This is a genomic window from Devosia sp. Micro-HW1, assembly GCF_056341075.1.
In genome coordinates, this window is the sequence record NZ_CP094375.1 from 2,236,130 (window position 1) to 2,252,455 (window position 16,326).

Annotated in this window: 14 protein-coding genes; 7 read left to right on the forward strand and 7 right to left on the reverse strand. The window is 63.9% G+C overall.

Going from position 1 to position 16,326, the window contains the following annotated elements; genetic code table 11:
- Window positions 1–112: 112 nt before the first annotated feature.
- A complete protein-coding gene (locus MQW79_RS10625; protein WP_476584457.1) occupies window positions 113–1,678 on the reverse strand; it encodes a cisplatin damage response ATP-dependent DNA ligase in 1,566 nt (521 codons plus the stop codon).
- Window positions 1,675–2,679, reverse strand: coding sequence for a ligase-associated DNA damage response exonuclease (locus MQW79_RS10630; protein ID WP_476584458.1), 1,005 nt, complete (start codon window positions 2,677–2,679; stop codon window positions 1,675–1,677). Before MQW79_RS10630 ends, MQW79_RS10625 begins: the two co-directional genes overlap by 4 nt.
- 150 nt (window positions 2,680–2,829) lie before the next feature.
- On the opposite strand from MQW79_RS10630, the gene MQW79_RS10635 reads away from it, so the two are divergent.
- Window positions 2,830–3,171: a hypothetical protein gene (locus tag MQW79_RS10635; protein ID WP_476584459.1), complete on the forward strand. Its 342-nt coding sequence runs from the start codon at window positions 2,830–2,832 to the stop codon at window positions 3,169–3,171.
- 122 nt (window positions 3,172–3,293) lie between these two features.
- The gene (locus tag MQW79_RS10640) at window positions 3,294–4,301 is read left to right on the forward strand and encodes an alpha/beta hydrolase (RefSeq protein WP_476584460.1); all 1,008 of its coding nucleotides are present in this window, start codon (window positions 3,294–3,296) and stop codon (window positions 4,299–4,301) included.
- A gap of 169 nt (window positions 4,302–4,470) precedes the next feature.
- Here the strand turns inward: MQW79_RS10640 and MQW79_RS10645 are convergent, their stop codons facing one another.
- A complete protein-coding gene (locus tag MQW79_RS10645) occupies window positions 4,471–7,377 on the reverse strand; it encodes an insulinase family protein (RefSeq protein WP_476584461.1) in 2,907 nt (968 codons plus the stop codon).
- Window positions 7,378–7,572: 195 nt separating this feature from the next.
- On the opposite strand from MQW79_RS10645, the gene MQW79_RS10650 reads away from it, so the two are divergent.
- Together MQW79_RS10650 and MQW79_RS10655 are read left to right on the forward strand one after the other, a co-directional pair.
- The gene (locus MQW79_RS10650; protein WP_476584462.1) at window positions 7,573–7,875 is read left to right on the forward strand and encodes a BrnT family toxin; all 303 of its coding nucleotides are present in this window, start codon (window positions 7,573–7,575) and stop codon (window positions 7,873–7,875) included.
- A complete protein-coding gene (locus MQW79_RS10655) occupies window positions 7,872–8,129 on the forward strand; it encodes a BrnA antitoxin family protein (RefSeq protein ID WP_476584463.1) in 258 nt (85 codons plus the stop codon). Before MQW79_RS10650 ends, MQW79_RS10655 begins: the two co-directional genes overlap by 4 nt.
- Window positions 8,130–8,143: 14 nt before the next feature.
- Here the strand turns inward: MQW79_RS10655 and MQW79_RS10660 are convergent, their stop codons facing one another.
- The gene (locus MQW79_RS10660; RefSeq protein ID WP_476584464.1) at window positions 8,144–9,118 is read right to left on the reverse strand and encodes an aldo/keto reductase; all 975 of its coding nucleotides are present in this window, start codon (window positions 9,116–9,118) and stop codon (window positions 8,144–8,146) included.
- 118 nt (window positions 9,119–9,236) lie between these two features.
- Window positions 9,237–9,929: a GntR family transcriptional regulator gene (locus MQW79_RS10665; protein ID WP_476584465.1), complete on the reverse strand. Its 693-nt coding sequence runs from the start codon at window positions 9,927–9,929 to the stop codon at window positions 9,237–9,239.
- A gap of 233 nt (window positions 9,930–10,162) precedes the next feature.
- Here MQW79_RS10665 and MQW79_RS10670 point away from each other — a divergent pair, with 233 nt between their 5' ends.
- Complete coding sequence (locus MQW79_RS10670; RefSeq protein ID WP_476584466.1) at window positions 10,163–11,443, forward strand: Gfo/Idh/MocA family protein; 1,281 nt, start codon at window positions 10,163–10,165, stop codon at window positions 11,441–11,443.
- 360 nt (window positions 11,444–11,803) lie between these two features.
- Here MQW79_RS10670 and MQW79_RS10675 read toward each other — a convergent pair whose 3' ends face one another.
- Complete coding sequence (locus MQW79_RS10675) at window positions 11,804–12,112, reverse strand: GFA family protein (protein WP_476584467.1); 309 nt, start codon at window positions 12,110–12,112, stop codon at window positions 11,804–11,806.
- Between the two features lie 102 nt (window positions 12,113–12,214).
- Window positions 12,215–12,730, reverse strand: coding sequence for a hypothetical protein (locus MQW79_RS10680; protein WP_476584468.1), 516 nt, complete (start codon window positions 12,728–12,730; stop codon window positions 12,215–12,217).
- 266 nt (window positions 12,731–12,996) lie between these two features.
- On the opposite strand from MQW79_RS10680, the gene MQW79_RS10685 reads away from it, so the two are divergent.
- Entirely contained in the window at window positions 12,997–13,713 is a 717-nt protein-coding gene (locus tag MQW79_RS10685) for an ABC transporter ATP-binding protein (protein WP_476584469.1), read from the forward strand.
- A complete protein-coding gene (locus MQW79_RS10690) occupies window positions 13,713–16,262 on the forward strand; it encodes an ABC transporter permease (RefSeq protein WP_476584470.1) in 2,550 nt (849 codons plus the stop codon). The genes MQW79_RS10685 and MQW79_RS10690 overlap by 1 nt, the downstream gene beginning before the upstream one ends.
- The last annotated feature ends 64 nt before the right edge of the window (window positions 16,263–16,326 follow it).

The following is a 16,326-nucleotide window of genomic DNA, read 5'->3' on the forward strand; positions in this document are numbered from 1 at the left end:
GTCATCACCGGGCCATCCTCGGGCTTGACCCGGGGACCCGGTGATCCATATTCGACCTCGCGCCAAAGTGGATTGCCCGGACAAGCCGGGCAGTGACGAAACTCAAATCCCCTCAGCCCACAAACGCATCCATATCCTCGAGCCGCGCCGCCTCGCCCGCCGGCTTGTCCCACCGGATCCGGTTGATCCGTGGGAACCGCAGCGCCACGCCCGATTTGTGCCGCCCGCTCTTCTGCGCCGAGTCGAACGCCACCTCGAACACCAGTTCCTTGCGCACCTCGCGCACCGGCCCGAACGAACCCACCGTATTGGCCCGTATCCACCTGTCGAGCTGTTTCAGCTCCTCGTCGGTGAAGCCGAAATAGGCCTTGCCGATGGGCACGATCTCGTTGCCCTTCCACACCCCGAACGTATAGTCCGAATAGAACGAACTCCGCTTGCCATGCCCGCGCTGGGCATACATCAGCACCGCATCGACCACATTCGGATCGCGCTTCCACTTGAACCAGAACCCCTTGGGTCGCCCCGGCACATAGGGCGCGGTCCTGAGCTTGATCATCACGCCTTCATGGCCATGCTCGTCCGCACCCATTTTCCGCAGCCGCCCGAGTTCGTCCCAGTCGCCAAAGCTCAGTACCTCGGACAGGTCCAGCCGCGTCTGCGGGTTCTTGTGGAACCACGCTTCGAGCCGCGCGCGCCTGCCTTCCCAGCCCAGCGCCCTGACATCTTCGTCGCCGTCGAACAGCATGTCATAGACCCGCACGAAGGCCGGCAGTTCGGCCATCTGCTTGCCTTGCGCCACCTTGCGGTTGAGCCGCTGTTGCAGGTCGTTGAAGCTGCGAGCCTCGAAGTCATGCCCCACCAGCAATTCGCCATCCAGCACCGCCCGCCCCATGGCCGCCTCGACCACATCGGGAAAGCTCGCGGCAATATCGTCGCCGGTACGCGAGAACAGCGAGGCGCCATCCTTTCCCAGCACCAGTTGCACCCTGATGCCGTCCCACTTCCACTCCGCCGCAAAATCCCGCGGATCGAGCTTTTCGAAATCGCTGTCCTCGATCGGATTTGAGAGCATCAGCGGGTGGAAGCGCGCCGTGTGATCGACGCTTGGCCTGTCGGTTCTGCCCTCCAGCCAGGCGAAGAGCTCCTCATAGGGCGGCTTGAGCCCATGCCAGACCTCTTCGATCTGCTGCAGGTCCACCCCGCTCATCTGCGCCAGGGCCGTCTTGGCCAGCCGCGCCGAAACCCCGATCCGCAAGGCGCCGGTTGCGAGCTTCACCAGCGCCCAGCGCTCGTGGATCGCCGCCTGCGTCAGCATCCCGCCGATCACTCTCGGCAGTTCCGCCTTGGCTGTAGTGTTGAGGATCGAGACGACCTCGCTCAACTTGGGCAATTCACCCTCGCCATGATGCGGCCAGATCAGCGCGATGGTTTCCCCGAGGTCCCCGACATAGTCATAGCTCAGCGCAAACAGCGTCTCGTCCACCTCGGCCAGGACGGTCTGTTTGAGCAGGGCCGGCTTGACGTTGGAAATGTCCATTTCCCCGGTCAGCGCCGCCAGCGCCAGCCCGCGATCCGGGTCCGGCACTTCTGCAAAATACTGCGCCAGCGCCGCTATCTTTCGCGTTCGCGACGGGGTCAAAGCGAGCAGTTCAAGCAGGTCGGCAAACCGCTTCATTCCCCGCCCTCCCCGCCATCATCGTCGAGACCCGGCAGCGCCAGGGGCTCCGCATCGAGCCCCTGCTGGCGGCACCAATAGACCAGCGCATCCTCACGCCCATGCGTCACCCACACGGTCCCGGCCTTGCTCTCAAGGATGGACTGGTTGAGTTCGCGCCAGTCGCAATGGTCCGAGATGACCAGCGGCAATTCCACCAGCGCCTGCCGCGCCCGCTGCTTGATGCTCATCCAGCCCGAGGCCTGGCACACGACCGGATCGGGAAAGCGCCGGCTCCAGCGGTCACGGATCGCAGAAGGTGGCGCAATGACGATCTGCCCCGCCATCGCGGCCTTGGGCATGCCGGTCGCCGGAAGCAGTTTACCCAGCTTCACGCCCAGCTCCTCATAAAGCGCGCAGAGCCGGATCATGGCGCCGTGCAGATAGATCGGCCTGTCCCAGCCGGCGTCGCGCAGCAGCGCGATCACCCTCTGCGCCTTGCCCAAAGCATAGGACCCCACGAGGTGACAGCGCTCGGGCTGGTCGGCCACCGATTTCAGCAGCCGCGCAATTTCATCCTTCGGGTCCGGATGCTGGAATACCGGTAGTCCAAACGTCGCCTCGGTCACCAGCAGGTCGCAATCCACCGGCTCATAGGTCTCCGCCGTCCGGTCCGCCAGCCGCTTGTAATCGCCGGTCACCAGCGCCCTCTGCCCCTCGGCCTCGATGAGAACCTGCGCCGAACCCAGAATGTGGCCGGCCGGGTGCAGGCTCACCACGGCATGGTCAATCACCAGCCGCTCGCCCAGCTTCAGGGCCTGAAACTGCCCCGCGCAGTCCTCGCCATAGCGCACCTTCATGATGGCAATGGTCTCGGGCGTCGCCAGCACCGCCCCATGCCCCGACCGGGCATGGTCGGCGTGACCATGGGTGATGATGGCGCGCGGCCTGGGCGTCGACGGATCGATCCAGGCGTCGATAGCCGGCACATAGAGATCGCGATGGATGATCGGCTTGGTCATGACACCCCGTTCAACGCCATCGGCGGCCGCCCAGTTCACCGCCGCCCGGCAATTTCACCACGGCAAGTTCTGCCGCCTCCACGATTTTTGCCGCCGACTGGCCGGCGAAAGGCCCGGAAAGCCGGCGGCCCGAAGTGGCAAATTCCTTGCATGACCTCTCGCACACATCTGCTGACACGGTGCGTCATGAACATCTCGTCCCTCTCCCCGTCCCTCCTCGCCAATAGCCAGCTTTCCATCAGCAAGGGCCAGCTGACCGAAAGCCTCAAACCTAGCGCCAAAGAAGAGTTTCTCGAATATGCGCGCATGTCACCGGCCGAGCGCCTGCGCGCCCAGATCCTCGAGGAAATGAAACTGTCCGAGGACTCCATCGCCTCCATGGAGCCCGAGGCCCGCGCTGCCGTCGAGGACGAAATCAAGAAGCGCATGCTCGAAGCCCTCACCGGCAAGGCAGACGCCGAGCCCGGCTCCCTGCTCGATTTCATGGCTTGAATACCGCCCCTATTCCTCTCCCCAACGGGGAGAAGTGGCCGGCGCAGCCGGGTCGGTGAGGCGATCGCCAGGGCTTGCATCAGCGGCTGCGTCTCCTAAAAGAAGACCAACCCGAGGTACCCATGCGCAAGACAACCCACCCCGCCGGCACCATCCACCGCCTCACCGTCGAGAGCAAAGCCCTCGCTGGCAATCTCCTCGGCGATCCGACCACGCGCATTGTCGATGTCTACATCCCCGCCGGCCACGACGGCAAAGACCTGCCGCTCCTGGTTGACCTCGTCGGCTACACCGCCGGCGGCCCCGCCCACACCGCCTGGAAGGCCTTTACCGAAAACGTCCCCGAGCGCCTCGATCGCCTCATCGGCGAGGGCAAGATGGCCCCTGTCGTCGTCGCTTTTCCCGATTGCTTCTCGCGGCTGGGCGGCAATCAATATGTGAACTCGCCGGTGCTCGGCAGTTACGAGGATTTTCTCATCGAGGAAGTCCTGCCGACGGTCGAGGCGAAATTCTCCTGTGGCGGCGCGGGCCGTCGCGGCGTCTTTGGCAAATCCTCGGGCGGCTATGGCGCCCTCGTTCATGCCATGCGCCACCCCGATGTCTGGGCGGCTGCTGCCAGCCATTCGGGGGATGCCGGCTTCGAAAACCTCTATCTCGGCGGTTTTCCGGCCGTGCTGCGTGCCCTCGCCAAATCAGACAACTCCATCGAAAAATGGATGAGCGCTTTCGAGGCCAAGCCCAAGCTCGACGGCAAGGACACCCATATCCTGATGTTCCTCTGCCAGGCCGCCAGTTTCGATCCGGCACCGGCAGACTTCCTCGGCCTCCGCCTGCCGGTCACGACAGACACCTGCGAGATCATTCCCGAGCGCTGGAATAACTGGCTCGCCTGGGACCCGGCGCAGATGGTAAAAAGCCATGCTGGCAGCATCGGCCGACTGAAAGGCTTCTTCCTCGATTGCGGCACCGAGGACCAGTACGAAATCCTCTACGGCACCCGCCGCATCCACAAGGAGCTGGATCGCCAGGGCATAGCCCACCGCTACGAGGAATTCCCCGACAACCATTCCGGCGTCGACTATCGCATGGATGTGAGCCTGCCCTATCTGACGGAGGTTCTGACCCGATAGCGACCGGGTCTACGCCACTCCCCTTGCGGGAGATGTGGATGGCGCGCAGCGCGAGACGGGTGAGGGGTTTCTTTGCAGCTCCCCACCCCTCATCCCAACCGAAATTCGCTTTCGCGAAGTCGGTGACCCTTCGGGCACCTTCTCCCGCAAGGGAAGAAGGAAAAGTGTGCTAGGCCACCTTGCTGACCTCCAGCAGTCCCGGGCGCTTCTCATTGGCTGCGGCAATCGCCGCCTCACCGCCCAGAACCACGACATGGCCCTTATCAGCCACGAGGTCGATGGCATCGGCCAGGGCCAGGAAGTCCGCCCGGCTGGTGCCGAGGATTTCGTCGCGCCGCTGCTGGCGCAGTTCATCGCTCGTGCCGTTGAGAATGCGCCACATGGCTGAATAGCCCTTGGCATCGGGGAATTCTGGCCGGTCGAGGTCTCCCACCACGCCGATCACGGAACGGACGAGATCGGTCTCGCCGATCTCGGCGCGCAACGCCTTGGCCGCGCCGTCATAGGCATCAAGCGTCTTGAGCAAATTGGGGTCGCGATAGGAGAGGAAGGCGAAATTGCCCGAGGAGAGGTCGAAGCGGCTCGACCCGCCATAGGCGCCGCCCTGCACCCGCACCTTGTCCCAGAGATAGGTGGTGTTGAGCAGGCGCAGCGCCACGGCGGAAGCGGCCGAAAGCTCCAGCCCCAGGGCCTTGAGATTGGCACCCTTGCCCACATAGTTGACCTGCGCCGGGATCACGAGCCCCTCGTTGCGCGGCACGAAGCTGTGGCTCCAGTCCGCGTCCGGCGTCTGCCGGTCCGGCAGCTCGCCCACCAGTCCTTCGAGCGCCTGCCGCGCATCACCCCACAGGGCACTATCGGCCGTCAGGTTGATGACCATGCGGGCGCGGTTGAACAGGGTGTCCCGGATGCGCGTCAGCGCCGCCTCGACACCGTCCCAGTCGGTATCGATTCTCTTGATCAGCTGCTTGAGGAAGGTGAGGTAGCTCACCCCGCTCATCTGCTCGGAAACCCAGCCGGCCTCGGTGAGGCCCGCCTTGATGCGCATGTCGGCAAAGGCATTGCCCGAGGGCACCAGCCGCGCCTCGAACCCGGCCTTTTCTTCCAGCGCCATCTGCCGGAAGCGATCCTTGTTGGAGAGCTGGGCGTCGAGCAGCACGTCCCTGAGGATACCGAGCATGTCGCCGAACCTGTCCGGCACCGACTTGCCCGAAAGGAAGAACCAGGCCGCCGTGCCTTCGCCATCGGTGCGCGTGGCAAGGCCACGATGCTGGGCGACACCCCCGGTGGTCCGTCCGATCCGCTGCGTCAGCGAAACGAAATCTTCCTTGCTGGTGCCCGTCTGCAGCAAAGCCCGCCCGAAGAGCGGCAGATAGGGCAGGAGCTCCTTGTCCACCGCATGCAGGTCAAAGCCCAGATCGAGATACAGAATGCCCAGCGTCGGCAGGTCATGGTAGAGCGTGCGCACCCCAGCAATGGCCGTTTCCTCGGTCGGCACGGTGCGGATGTCGCGGTCGAGATCGGCAAGCGTCAGCGTCGGGATTTTCGCCAGGTCCTCCGGCCGGTCGACGCTTTCCTGCAGCGCCTTGAGCTTTTCGGTGCGCTCCAGCACCGCCTGCAGGTCTGCCGCACCAAGCCCGTCCCGAACCTTCGCCAGCCTATCCGCCTCCGCCTTGGCTTCCCGCGCGCCCTGCTCCGGATCAGCCTGGATGCGGGAAGTCAGCCGATGGCTGTTGTCGAGGAACAGTCGGCGGATTTCGCTTTCGAAATGCCCCTTGCCGGCCTTGTCCTTGAGGCTGGCCAGCGCGTCCTCGAAGACCAGCGGCGCCAGCGGGTCGCCACCATGCAGCCACCCGCCAAGCGCGGTGAACATATAGGTCATGCCGCGTGGCGTGCCGCCGGTATTCTGCTCGCGCAGGTTGAACTCGAACGTGTTGATCGCCGCGTCCAGCTGCTCCTGCGAAAAGCCCGTCTCGGCGATTTCAGCCAGCGCATCGAGCACCAGCCTTTCCACCTTTTCGGCATCAGCAGGGTCGATACCCCGCAGCCCGAAGCCGCCCATGGGCTGCCTGAGATGGGTGGAAACCCCGCCCCCGATCATGCCTTCGCCAAGGCCGCTCTCGGTCAGCCTCTTGCGCAGGGGTGCCGCCGAATTGCCGGCCAGCAGATAGCTCAATAGCCCAAGGCTCAGCGTTTCCTCGCGCGTTTCGGGCGGGTCGATCATCCAGTTGACCGAGACCATGCCGTCGCGGCGCTTTTCGCCATCGACCGTCCCGGCATAGGTGCCGCTCACCTGACGCGGCGCATTCCAGCGCGGCTGCAGCGCCACGTCCGATTTCGGGTCGATGCGTTCGAACTGGTTGAAATAGGCATCGAGAATGTCGAGGCGCGTGTCCGGCGCGTCATCGCCTGAAAACACCACGCGGGCATTGGAGGGGTGATAATAGGTCTGGTGAAAGCGCTTGAACTGCGCATAGGTCAGCTCCGGGATGACCTTGGGGTCCCCACCCGAGCTCTTGCCATAGGTGGTATCAGGGTAGAGCGCCGTCTGTGTCTGGGTATGCATCACGGCATCGGGCGAGGAATAGACGCCCTTCATCTCGTTGAACACAACGCCCTTGTAGACCAGCGGCGCATCAAGGCTTTCCAGCTCGTAGTGCCAGCCTTCCTGTTCGAACGTTTCCTCCGTGATCAGCGGAAACAGCACCGCATCGAGATACACATCCACCAGGTTGTAAAAATCCTTGAGATTCTGGCTGGCCACCGGATAGGCGGTCTTGTCAGGATAGGTCATGGCATTGAGGAAGGTGTGCATCGACCCCTTCAGCAATTCCACGAAGGGCTTCTTGACCGGATATTTGCGCGATCCGCACAGCACCGAATGCTCGAGAATATGGGCAATGCCCGTCGAATCTTCCGGCGGCGTCTTGAAGGTGATCCCGAACACCTTGTTCTCGTCGGCATTGACAAGGCTCAACACCTCCGCCCCGGTCTTTCTGTGCCGGTAGAGCAAGGCCTGCGAATTGATCTCGGCAATGGTCTCGTCGCGGACAAGCTCGAATGCGGGGTGGGACATGGCACTACTCTTCCTGCTCTTTGGACGACTAACCTAGGTGCGCGGAAGCCGGACCGCTAGGGCTTGCCTACGCCAATCGAAAGTGTACACTAAAAATGTACACTCCTTTGAGGTGTGCATCACTGGGCTTCCGGGTGATGCATTGTCGACGGAACTCTCTTCGACCACCAGCATCCCCATCCGGGGAGGAGCAACATGGAATTCGAATGGGACGAAACCAAACGTCGATCCAACATCGAAAAGCACCAAGTCGACCTGCTTGAGGCAATGCTCATTTTCGAGAACTGGGTCCTGACGGAACTGGATAGTCGGTTCGAGTACGGCGAGCCGCGTTTCAAGTCCACCGGCTTTGCCGACGGCGTCTGCTATGTGCTCGTCCACACGCAGCGCGGCGGCCGAACGCGATTGATTTCCGCCTGGCAAGGAGGCCGAAATGACCGAAGAAAATATCAAGAGGGCTACGCTGGCCGAAATCCGAGCGATGAAGGAACGCGGTGAGCTCTACCATAATCCCGACGCCCCCGAGGGGCCCGGATCTACCTGACAGCTTCTGGGAGAATGCTGTCTGGATCGATCCGCAGGGCAAGACATCCGTTCACCTCAAACTCGACCCCGAGGTATTTTTCTTCTTCAAGAGCCAAGGCAAAGGCCACATCACTCGGATGCAGGACGTTTTGAAGGCCTATGTGAAAGCACAGAAGGCAAGGGCCACTGCAGCGCCTGAAGAAAAGCCCAGCCGCAAGACGGGTTGATCGCGGCGCGTTTCCTAGACCCCGCCGCGGACTTCCGGCTTCACGTTTTCTTCATACCAGTCTCCCAGCTGCTTCATCAGCGCCGGGAACAGGCTCTTGCGCTCGGTTGCCGCGACATTGTCGGCAATCTGCTCGGGCTTTGAAACCCCGGCAATGACGGTCGAGACTTCCGGATGGTCGAGCACCCAGCGCAGCGCGAACTGGTTCATCGGCACGCCCTCGGGGGCAAAGCCCTTGAGCACCTGCACCAGCTCGACGCCCTTCTCGAACTTTATCCCCGAAAAGGTCTCGCCCACCGAAAACGCCGCGCCGTCGCGGTTATAGCTGCGGTGGTCGCTGTCGGCGAAGCGCGTGGTCATGTCGAACTTGCCGCTCAACAGACCACTGGCCAGCGGCAGGCGCACGATGATGCCAACATCCTGCGCCGCCGCCTTGGGCAGCAATTCCCTGGCTGCGTCCTGGCGCAGCAGGTTGAAGATGATCTGCAGCGTCGCACAGCCCGGCTGCTTGAGGCAGAGCAGGCCTTCGTCAATGGTCTCGACGCTGGCGCCCCAATGCCGCATCAGGCCTTCGTCGCGCAGCTCGTCCATCCAGCGGAAAATCGCTCCGTCGCGCAGCACTTCGCCGGGTACGCAATGGAGCTGTGCCAGGTCCAGCGTCCCCACGCCCAGCCGCTTGGCCGAGCCGACGAGGCTCTCGCGCAGGGCCTGCTTGGAATATTTGTTGGGATAGAGTGCCGCTGACCGGCCCAATTTGGTGGCCACGACCACATTGGGGCCCTTGGCATGGGCGCCGATCCGGCTTTCGGAAAGCCCGCCCCCATAGACATCGGCGGTGTCCCAGAAGCTGAGCCCCGCACTCAGCGCATGGGTGAGGATGGCATTGGCGGTATCGTCGTCCACCGGGCCGAAATCGCCCCCGAGCTGCCAGCAGCCCAGACCAATTTCGCTGACCTCGTAACCGGTCTTGCCCAGCCGCCGCGTCTTCATCCGCATCACTCCTCTTGGACTTGGGTTCTGCCCACCCTAGGGGCCCGCTCCCACGAGAACAAGGGCAAGCAAGGAACTGGGCGCAGGCCCGCCGGTTCCACCGCCAAGGCGGCCGAACTCACTCGAAATAATCAGGAAAATCCTCGATCGTCTGGTTGAGCAGAACCTCTGCACGCCCCAGATGCGCGCGCATGGCCGCTTCCGCGCCTGCGACGTCGCCCTTGATCACCGCCTCGGCGATGAGCTTGTGCTCGGCAATGGCCCGCTGGGTCGAGGACACGCCCAGCGTCAGGTAACGCACCCGGTCGAGCTGCATCTTGTGATCGTCGATCAGTTGCCAGGCATATTCCACCCCCGCCAGCCGCGCGAGCGTGCGGTGAAAGAGCTCGTCCTGGCGATGAAAGCGCCGGCTGTCATTGGCGGCCGAGGCTGCCTCCTGGTCGGCGATCAGCTTGGCCAGCGTCTCTTTGACATGCGGGCCGGGATTGCTGGCGACTCGGCGGATGATCTCCACCTCGATGCTTTCGCGGATGAACCGGCTCTGCCGCACCCCATCGGGCGAGATCTTCTTGACCACGGTGGCGCGCTTGGGACGGATCAGCAGCAGTCCCTGCTGGGCGAGGCGGATGAAGGCCTCGCGCACCGGCTGGCGCGACACGCCGTAGCGCCCGGCAATATCGCTTTCCGAGATCACGTCGCCGGGTTTGAGCACCATGCTGACAATATCGTCGCGCAGCGCCACGACGACGCGAAACGCAATGGTCCCTTCAAGCGCCTCGCCCACCTTGGCTCCGATCCGGTGTGATTCCATCACCGGACCATGGGATGAATGGCCGCTCAACTGATCGTGTCGTTTTGCGTCTTCCACAGCTTTCTGGCCCCAATCCCCGGATTCCGGGAGGCGCGACACCCGTTGCCGCGCCGCCCCGCGCAGAATTGTACAAAGAAACTATACAACTCCGCAATCTTGTATGGTAGATCACTTCCGCGCGCCGCCCGGAGGAGGGAGCGCCCTGATTTGTTCGAGACTGGGAGACTGACGGAATGGCCAAGACCTACGCGCTTGTGGGCACCGGTGGACGCGCACGCATGTTCTACGAGGCGATCCTGGGGCCGCATCGCGAACAGTCCCGGCTGGTGGCGCTGTGCGACACCAATCAGGTGCGCATGGATTTTACCAACAAGGTGATCGAGACCGAACTGGGCGGCAAACCCGTGCCGACCTACAAGGCCGCCGACTTCGGGACGATGATTTCAGAGCAGAAGCCCGACACCGTCATCGTCACCTCGATCGATCGCACCCATCACACTTACATCATCGCCGCGCTCGAAGCCGGCTGCGACGTCATCACCGAAAAGCCGATGACCACCGATCCGGAAAAGTGCCAGGCCATTCTCGACACCGTCGAGCGCACGGGCAAGCAAGTCCGCGTGACCTTCAACTATCGCTATGCGCCGCACAATTCCATGCTGCGCGAGCTGATTGCCGAAGGCGCCATCGGCAAGGTCACCTCGGTGCATTTCGAATGGCTGCTCGATACCCGCCACGGCGCCGACTATTTCCGCCGCTGGCACCGCGACAAGCGCAATTCGGGGGGCCTCATGGTCCACAAGTCGACCCATCATTTCGATCTGGTCAATTTCTGGCTCGGTGCCCAGCCCGACACCGTCTTCGGCATGGGCGACCTCAAATTCTATGGCCGCGCCAATGCCGAGGAGCGTGGCGTCTATACGCCCTATACGCGCACCACCGGCGTCGAGGCCGCCAAGGGCGACAAATTCGCCATCGATTTGACCGCCAACCCGGTGCAGAAGGGGCTCTACTGGGACGCCGAAAAGGAAGACGGCTACCAGCGCGACCAGAACGTCTTCGGCGATGGCATTTCCATCGAGGACACGATGAATGTCATCGTGCGCTATTCCAACAAGGCGGTGATGACCTATTCCCTCTATGCCTACGCGCCCTGGGAAGGCTTCAACGTCGCCATCAACGGCACCGGCGGCCGTCTCGAACTCACCGTGCACGAAAATTCCTATATCAATGCCGGCGCCGGTTCCGAAACCGAAGGCGCCGCCAAGGGCGTGAAACTCTATCACTTCCCGCTCCACGGCGAACCGCGCGTCGTTCCCGTAAAGCATGGCGAAGGGGGCCATGGCGGTGGGGACAAGATCATGCTCGAGGAAATCTTCGGCAATGCCACCCCGCGCCCCGGCTATGGCGCCAACCACCGCGACGGCGCCCTCTCCATCCTCACCGGCATCGCCGCCAACAAGAGCTTTGCCACCGGCCTGCCGGTGGATGTGAAGACATTGGTGAAGCTCTAGCAACAATCGCAGACGTCACCCTCCCCCTCAGAGGGGAGGGTACCGGAGCTTAGCATCAAGGCTTAGCGAAGGTCGCGAGGGGGTGCCTTCAGCAGTACCTCCGTTTGTCATCTCCCTCCCCCTTGTGGGGAGGGCAAGCAAAGCTTGGCGACAAAGGAGCCCAGCGGCGCTCGGGTGGGGGTATCTGGACATGCATCGTTCCAGCATATTCCGCCAACACCCACCGCACCCGGGCTCGAACCGAGGGCCTGCCTCAAAGCAAACGGAATCTCGGCGCACGTTAGGAGTGGTCCTCGGGTCGAGCCCGGGGACGGCGTCGTGCCTTATGCCACGCCCAGGTGAGGTCGGACTGGTTTGCCCCTACTGCCCCGGCACAGTCTGGTGCTGCGGCGCGCCATCCAGCAGGTCGTAATAATCGCCCTTGTCGGCCACATAGATATGCTCGGAAACCTTGACCCCCGTCGGCCCGTCGAAGGCGCCGAGGTTGATCCCGATCCAGTCGCCACCGATGAAATCGAAGAACAGCGGAGACCCGCAGGTCGCGCAGAAGCCGCGGCGCGCCTTTTCCGACGAGCGGAACCAGGTGATGTTTTCCTCGCCCGAAATCGCCACGGCGGCTTTGTCGACATCCACCCCGGCTTCGTAATTGCCGGTGGTCTTGCGGCACATGCGGCAATGGCAGGCGGTAGCCCGGGGGCAGCGGACCGTCCACCGTGAACGACACGGCGCCGCAAAGGCATGACCCCTTGTGCATCGACACCGTGCCGGGCTCTACCGGGCGAACGGCACGCTGGCCGTCAGCACTTCGCCCGAATTGTTGAACTCGACCTCGAAATCGACGGTGATGCTGTTATTGCCCACCAGCACGATGCGGGCGCCGATGCGCACGTCGCTGCCGGCGCGATCCTTCTGCTGCTCGCGCAGATCGAAGCTGATCGTACCGCCCGACTGGCGGCCGACGGCCAGGCCCGTATAGCCGGCATTGGAACTCATCGCTGCCTCGAACTGCCGGTTGGCGTCGCTATAGGCGATAGTGCCGCTGATCGAGAGCGTCGCGTTTACCAGCGTACAGCGCCCGGTATAGTTGATCTTGCCCAGGTTCCCCTCGGAAACGCCGAGGCGGCAGCGGAAGGGTTCGGGCTGGTCGCCGCCGACCAGAGCCCCTGCGCCCTGCCAATTGCCGATATAGGACTTGAGAAGATCGAGTTCGCTCTGCGCCATGGACGGCGCGGCCGCCGACACCAGAACCGTGAGTGCGACCATTGCCGCCCGCAGCCAATTCGTCACGTTTTTCCCCTCAAATCGCGCCAGGCGCAAATCTGCCAGCAAGCTCTGCACCGCACCAGTAAAAACACGCGGCAATTGACGGCATTGTTACGAATCAATCACCCACTATCGAGTAAAAACTTCGCGTGGGGACGCAAGTTTGCCCGCAAGAGCGTTTCCAAGAAAAGTGGTAACGGTTTTGTGGTCCGGAAATGCGACAAGAAAAGTCCCAGGAGCATCACCGGCACGGTGCAGGCTCCCTGGGGCCATGAGGGGGACTTCCGGTCATGACATCAGGACCGATCATCGATGCACGCAACGTGGATTACAGCGTGGAGATTGCCGGGCGCCCGCTGCACATCCTGCGCAAGGTTTCCCTCTCGGTCGCCCCGTCGGAAGTGGTCGCCATTGTCGGTCCCTCGGGCAGCGGCAAAACCTCGCTGCTGATGCTTCTCGCCGGCCTCGAAAAGGCCACCGGCGGCACGGTCACCGTCAATGACAGCGATCTTTCGGCCATGAACGAGGACGAGCTGGCCCGTTTCCGCCGCCACACACTGGGCATCGTCTTCCAGTCCTTTCACCTCATTCCCTCGCTGACCGCCCTCGACAATGTGGGCCTGGCGCTTGAAATCGCCGAACCCCAGCTCTCCATGGCCGAAGTGCGCGAAAAGGCCGCCGCGGCCCTCGCCGCCGTTGGCCTTGGCGATCGCCTCGATCATCGCCCCACCGCCCTGTCCGGCGGCGAGCAGCAGCGTGTCGGTCTCGCCCGCGCCACCGTCGCCAACCTGCCGCTGCTGCTTGCCGACGAGCCCACCGGCAATCTCGACCAGAAGACCGGTGCCGTGGTCGTCGACCTGATGTTCGACCTGGCCCGCCGCAACAGGACTGCCGTGGTGATGATCACGCACGACCCGGCCCTGGCCGCTCGCGCCGACCGGGTCTTCACCATGACCCAGGGGCAGCTCACTGAAACCACCGCCAAAGCGGCTCCGGTGACGCTGTGATGCGCACCCTCTGGCCGTCCATCCGCATCGGCCTTCTCGATATGCGTGGCGATCTCCGGCGCTTCCTCCTGCTGGTCATCTGTCTGGCCGTCGGCACCGCGCTCATCGCGGGGGTCAATTCGGTCGGCACCAGCATTACCCGCGCCATCGAAGTGGGCGCCGCCGAGATCATGGGCGGTGACATCGAAATCTCCCGCGCCGACCGCCTCGCCACGCCGGACGAACTTGCCGCGCTCGAGCAGCTGGGCCGGCTCGCCTCCGTCGTCGATACCAATCTGCGCGCCGAAACCTTCGAGAGCGAGGCCTTTGCCGATGTCAGCGCCGTCGGGCCCGGCTACCCGCTCTTGGGCACTGTGCGCAGCCCGCAGCTGACGGGCGATACCGACCTCGCAACCCTGCTCGCCCCCGATGCCCAGGAGCGCCACGGCGCCCTCATCGATGGCATCATGCTCGACCAGCTCGGCATAGCGGTGGGCGACAGTTTTGGCCTTGGCGGCACCGAATTCGTGGTGCGCGGCACGCTGGTCAATTTGCCCGATGGCCCGGTGCGCGGCTTCCGCCTCGGCATGCCGACGCTGATTTCCAGCGACGGTTTCGGCGTCGTCAGCGACCGCACCTCGCCTCTGCCTGGCCTCGGCACCTGGTATCGCTACAAGCTCGTCCTTGATGACCGCAACCTCGATGCCGGCCTTGATGCTGTCGTTTCGGCCCTGGAAGGCCGGGGCTGGACCATCCGTACCGCCCGCGATGGCCTCGGCCAGATGGTGCGCTACTACGATCTCTTCATGCGCTTTCTGGTCATTGTCGGCCTCGGCTCGCTGCTGATCGGCGGCGTTTCCGTCTGGACCGGCATGCGCGCCTATATTGCCGAGCGTTCCGGTGTCATCGCCGTATTGCGCTCCATCGGCGCCACCCGCTCCCGTGTCTTCATCCATTTCCTGGCCCAGGTGGCGGCCCTGGCTCTGGTGGGCGTTGCCATCGGCCTCGTCATCGGCGCCAGTGTGGCCTGGCTGATCCTGCCCTTCATCGGCGCTGCCGTGGGCATCCCGCTCGCCCCGGCCGTCCATGTCCAGCCGCTGGCGGTTGCCGCCGGCACCGGTCTCGTCACCGCCTTCGCCTTCGCCTATCTGCCCCTGCAGCAGGCCCAGACCATAAGACCGGTCCTGCTGTTCCGCTCAAAAGGCCTCGATGCGCCGCCGGTCGATTGGCGCGCGCTGCTGCTGTCCTGGCAGGTTCTGCCGCTGATCGGCGCCATCATCGCCTTTTTCCTGCTCGCCTGGCTGATGACGGGCGATGCTGCCTTGGTCGCCGCCTTCGGCCTCGCCAGCGCTCTGGGCGCCATCCTGTTCCAGCTGTTCATCCGGCTGGCCCAGGCCGGCCTCAAGCGCCTGCCGGAAGCCGGCCCGCGCATCTGGCGCCATGCCATCCACAACATTGCCGGCGCCGGCCAGAATGCAGCCACCGTCGCGGTCTCGGCCGGCATGGCTCTCACCATGCTGATCATCGTCCTCGTCATGCAGGCCAATCTGCAGCAGGAATTTTTCGGCGCCTCTGCCTTTGATGCGCCGACTCTGGTCGGTTCCGACCTCTTCCCCGACGAGGTCGAGCACCTCGAAACCCTCGCGGCAGAGGGCAATGGCTTTGCCCGTTTTGTCTCCACCCCGATGCTGCGCGGCGCGCTTGTCGATGTGAACGGCACCCCGGCCGCCGAACTGGCAACCCGCGGCCCCGAAGCCACCTTCCTTCTCGCCGGCGAAGTGCCGCTCACCCATCGCAGCCGCCTGCCCGCCACCTCGCGCGTCACCGCAGGCGAGTGGTGGCCGGAGGACCATTCCGGCCCGGGCCTTGTCAGCCTCCATCAGAGCCTCAGGAACGGGCTTGGGGTCGATCTGGGCGACACGCTGACGTTCTCGATCTTCGGCGAACCGGTCACCGTCACCATTGCCAGTTTCCGTGACTATTCCTGGCAGGGCGGCATCGACTTCCTTGCAACCTTCTCCCCTGGCGTCATCGACAATTACCCCACGACGCTCTTTGCCGCCGTCACCGCCCAGCCGGGGCAGGAAGAGGCCCTGGCTCGGTTCCTCGCCAGCGAACTCCCCGACATCCGCTTCATCTCGGTGGGCGATACGCTGAAGCAGGTGACAGACGCGCTGGGCCAGCTCTCCTTCGCGGCAAGCCTGGTCGGCGGCCTCGCTGTTGGCAATGGGCTCCTCGTCCTCATCGGTTCGCTCGCCACCGGCCGTCGCCAGCGCGAAGCCGACGCTGTGATCACCAAGGTCCTTGGCGCCACCCGTCTCGACCTCATCGCCACGGCGGGCCTGCAATATCTGCTGCTGGCGCTGCTCGCCGCCATCCCGGCCCTGATCCTGGGCCTGACGCTCGGCCGGGTGGTCAGCGGCCTGATGCTGGCAGTGGAGTTCACCGTCGATCTCGACATCATCCTTGTCGTGCTGCTGGTCGCGACAGGCATCACCGCCACGCTCGGGGCCATGACCATCTGGCGCGCCGTCTCGACCCGGCCGGCCCTGCTGCTGCGGGATCTCTAAAGCACCCGCCCACAGCAACCACCGCACCGCCCTCGGGCCTGACCCGAGGGCCGCCCGCCTTCTC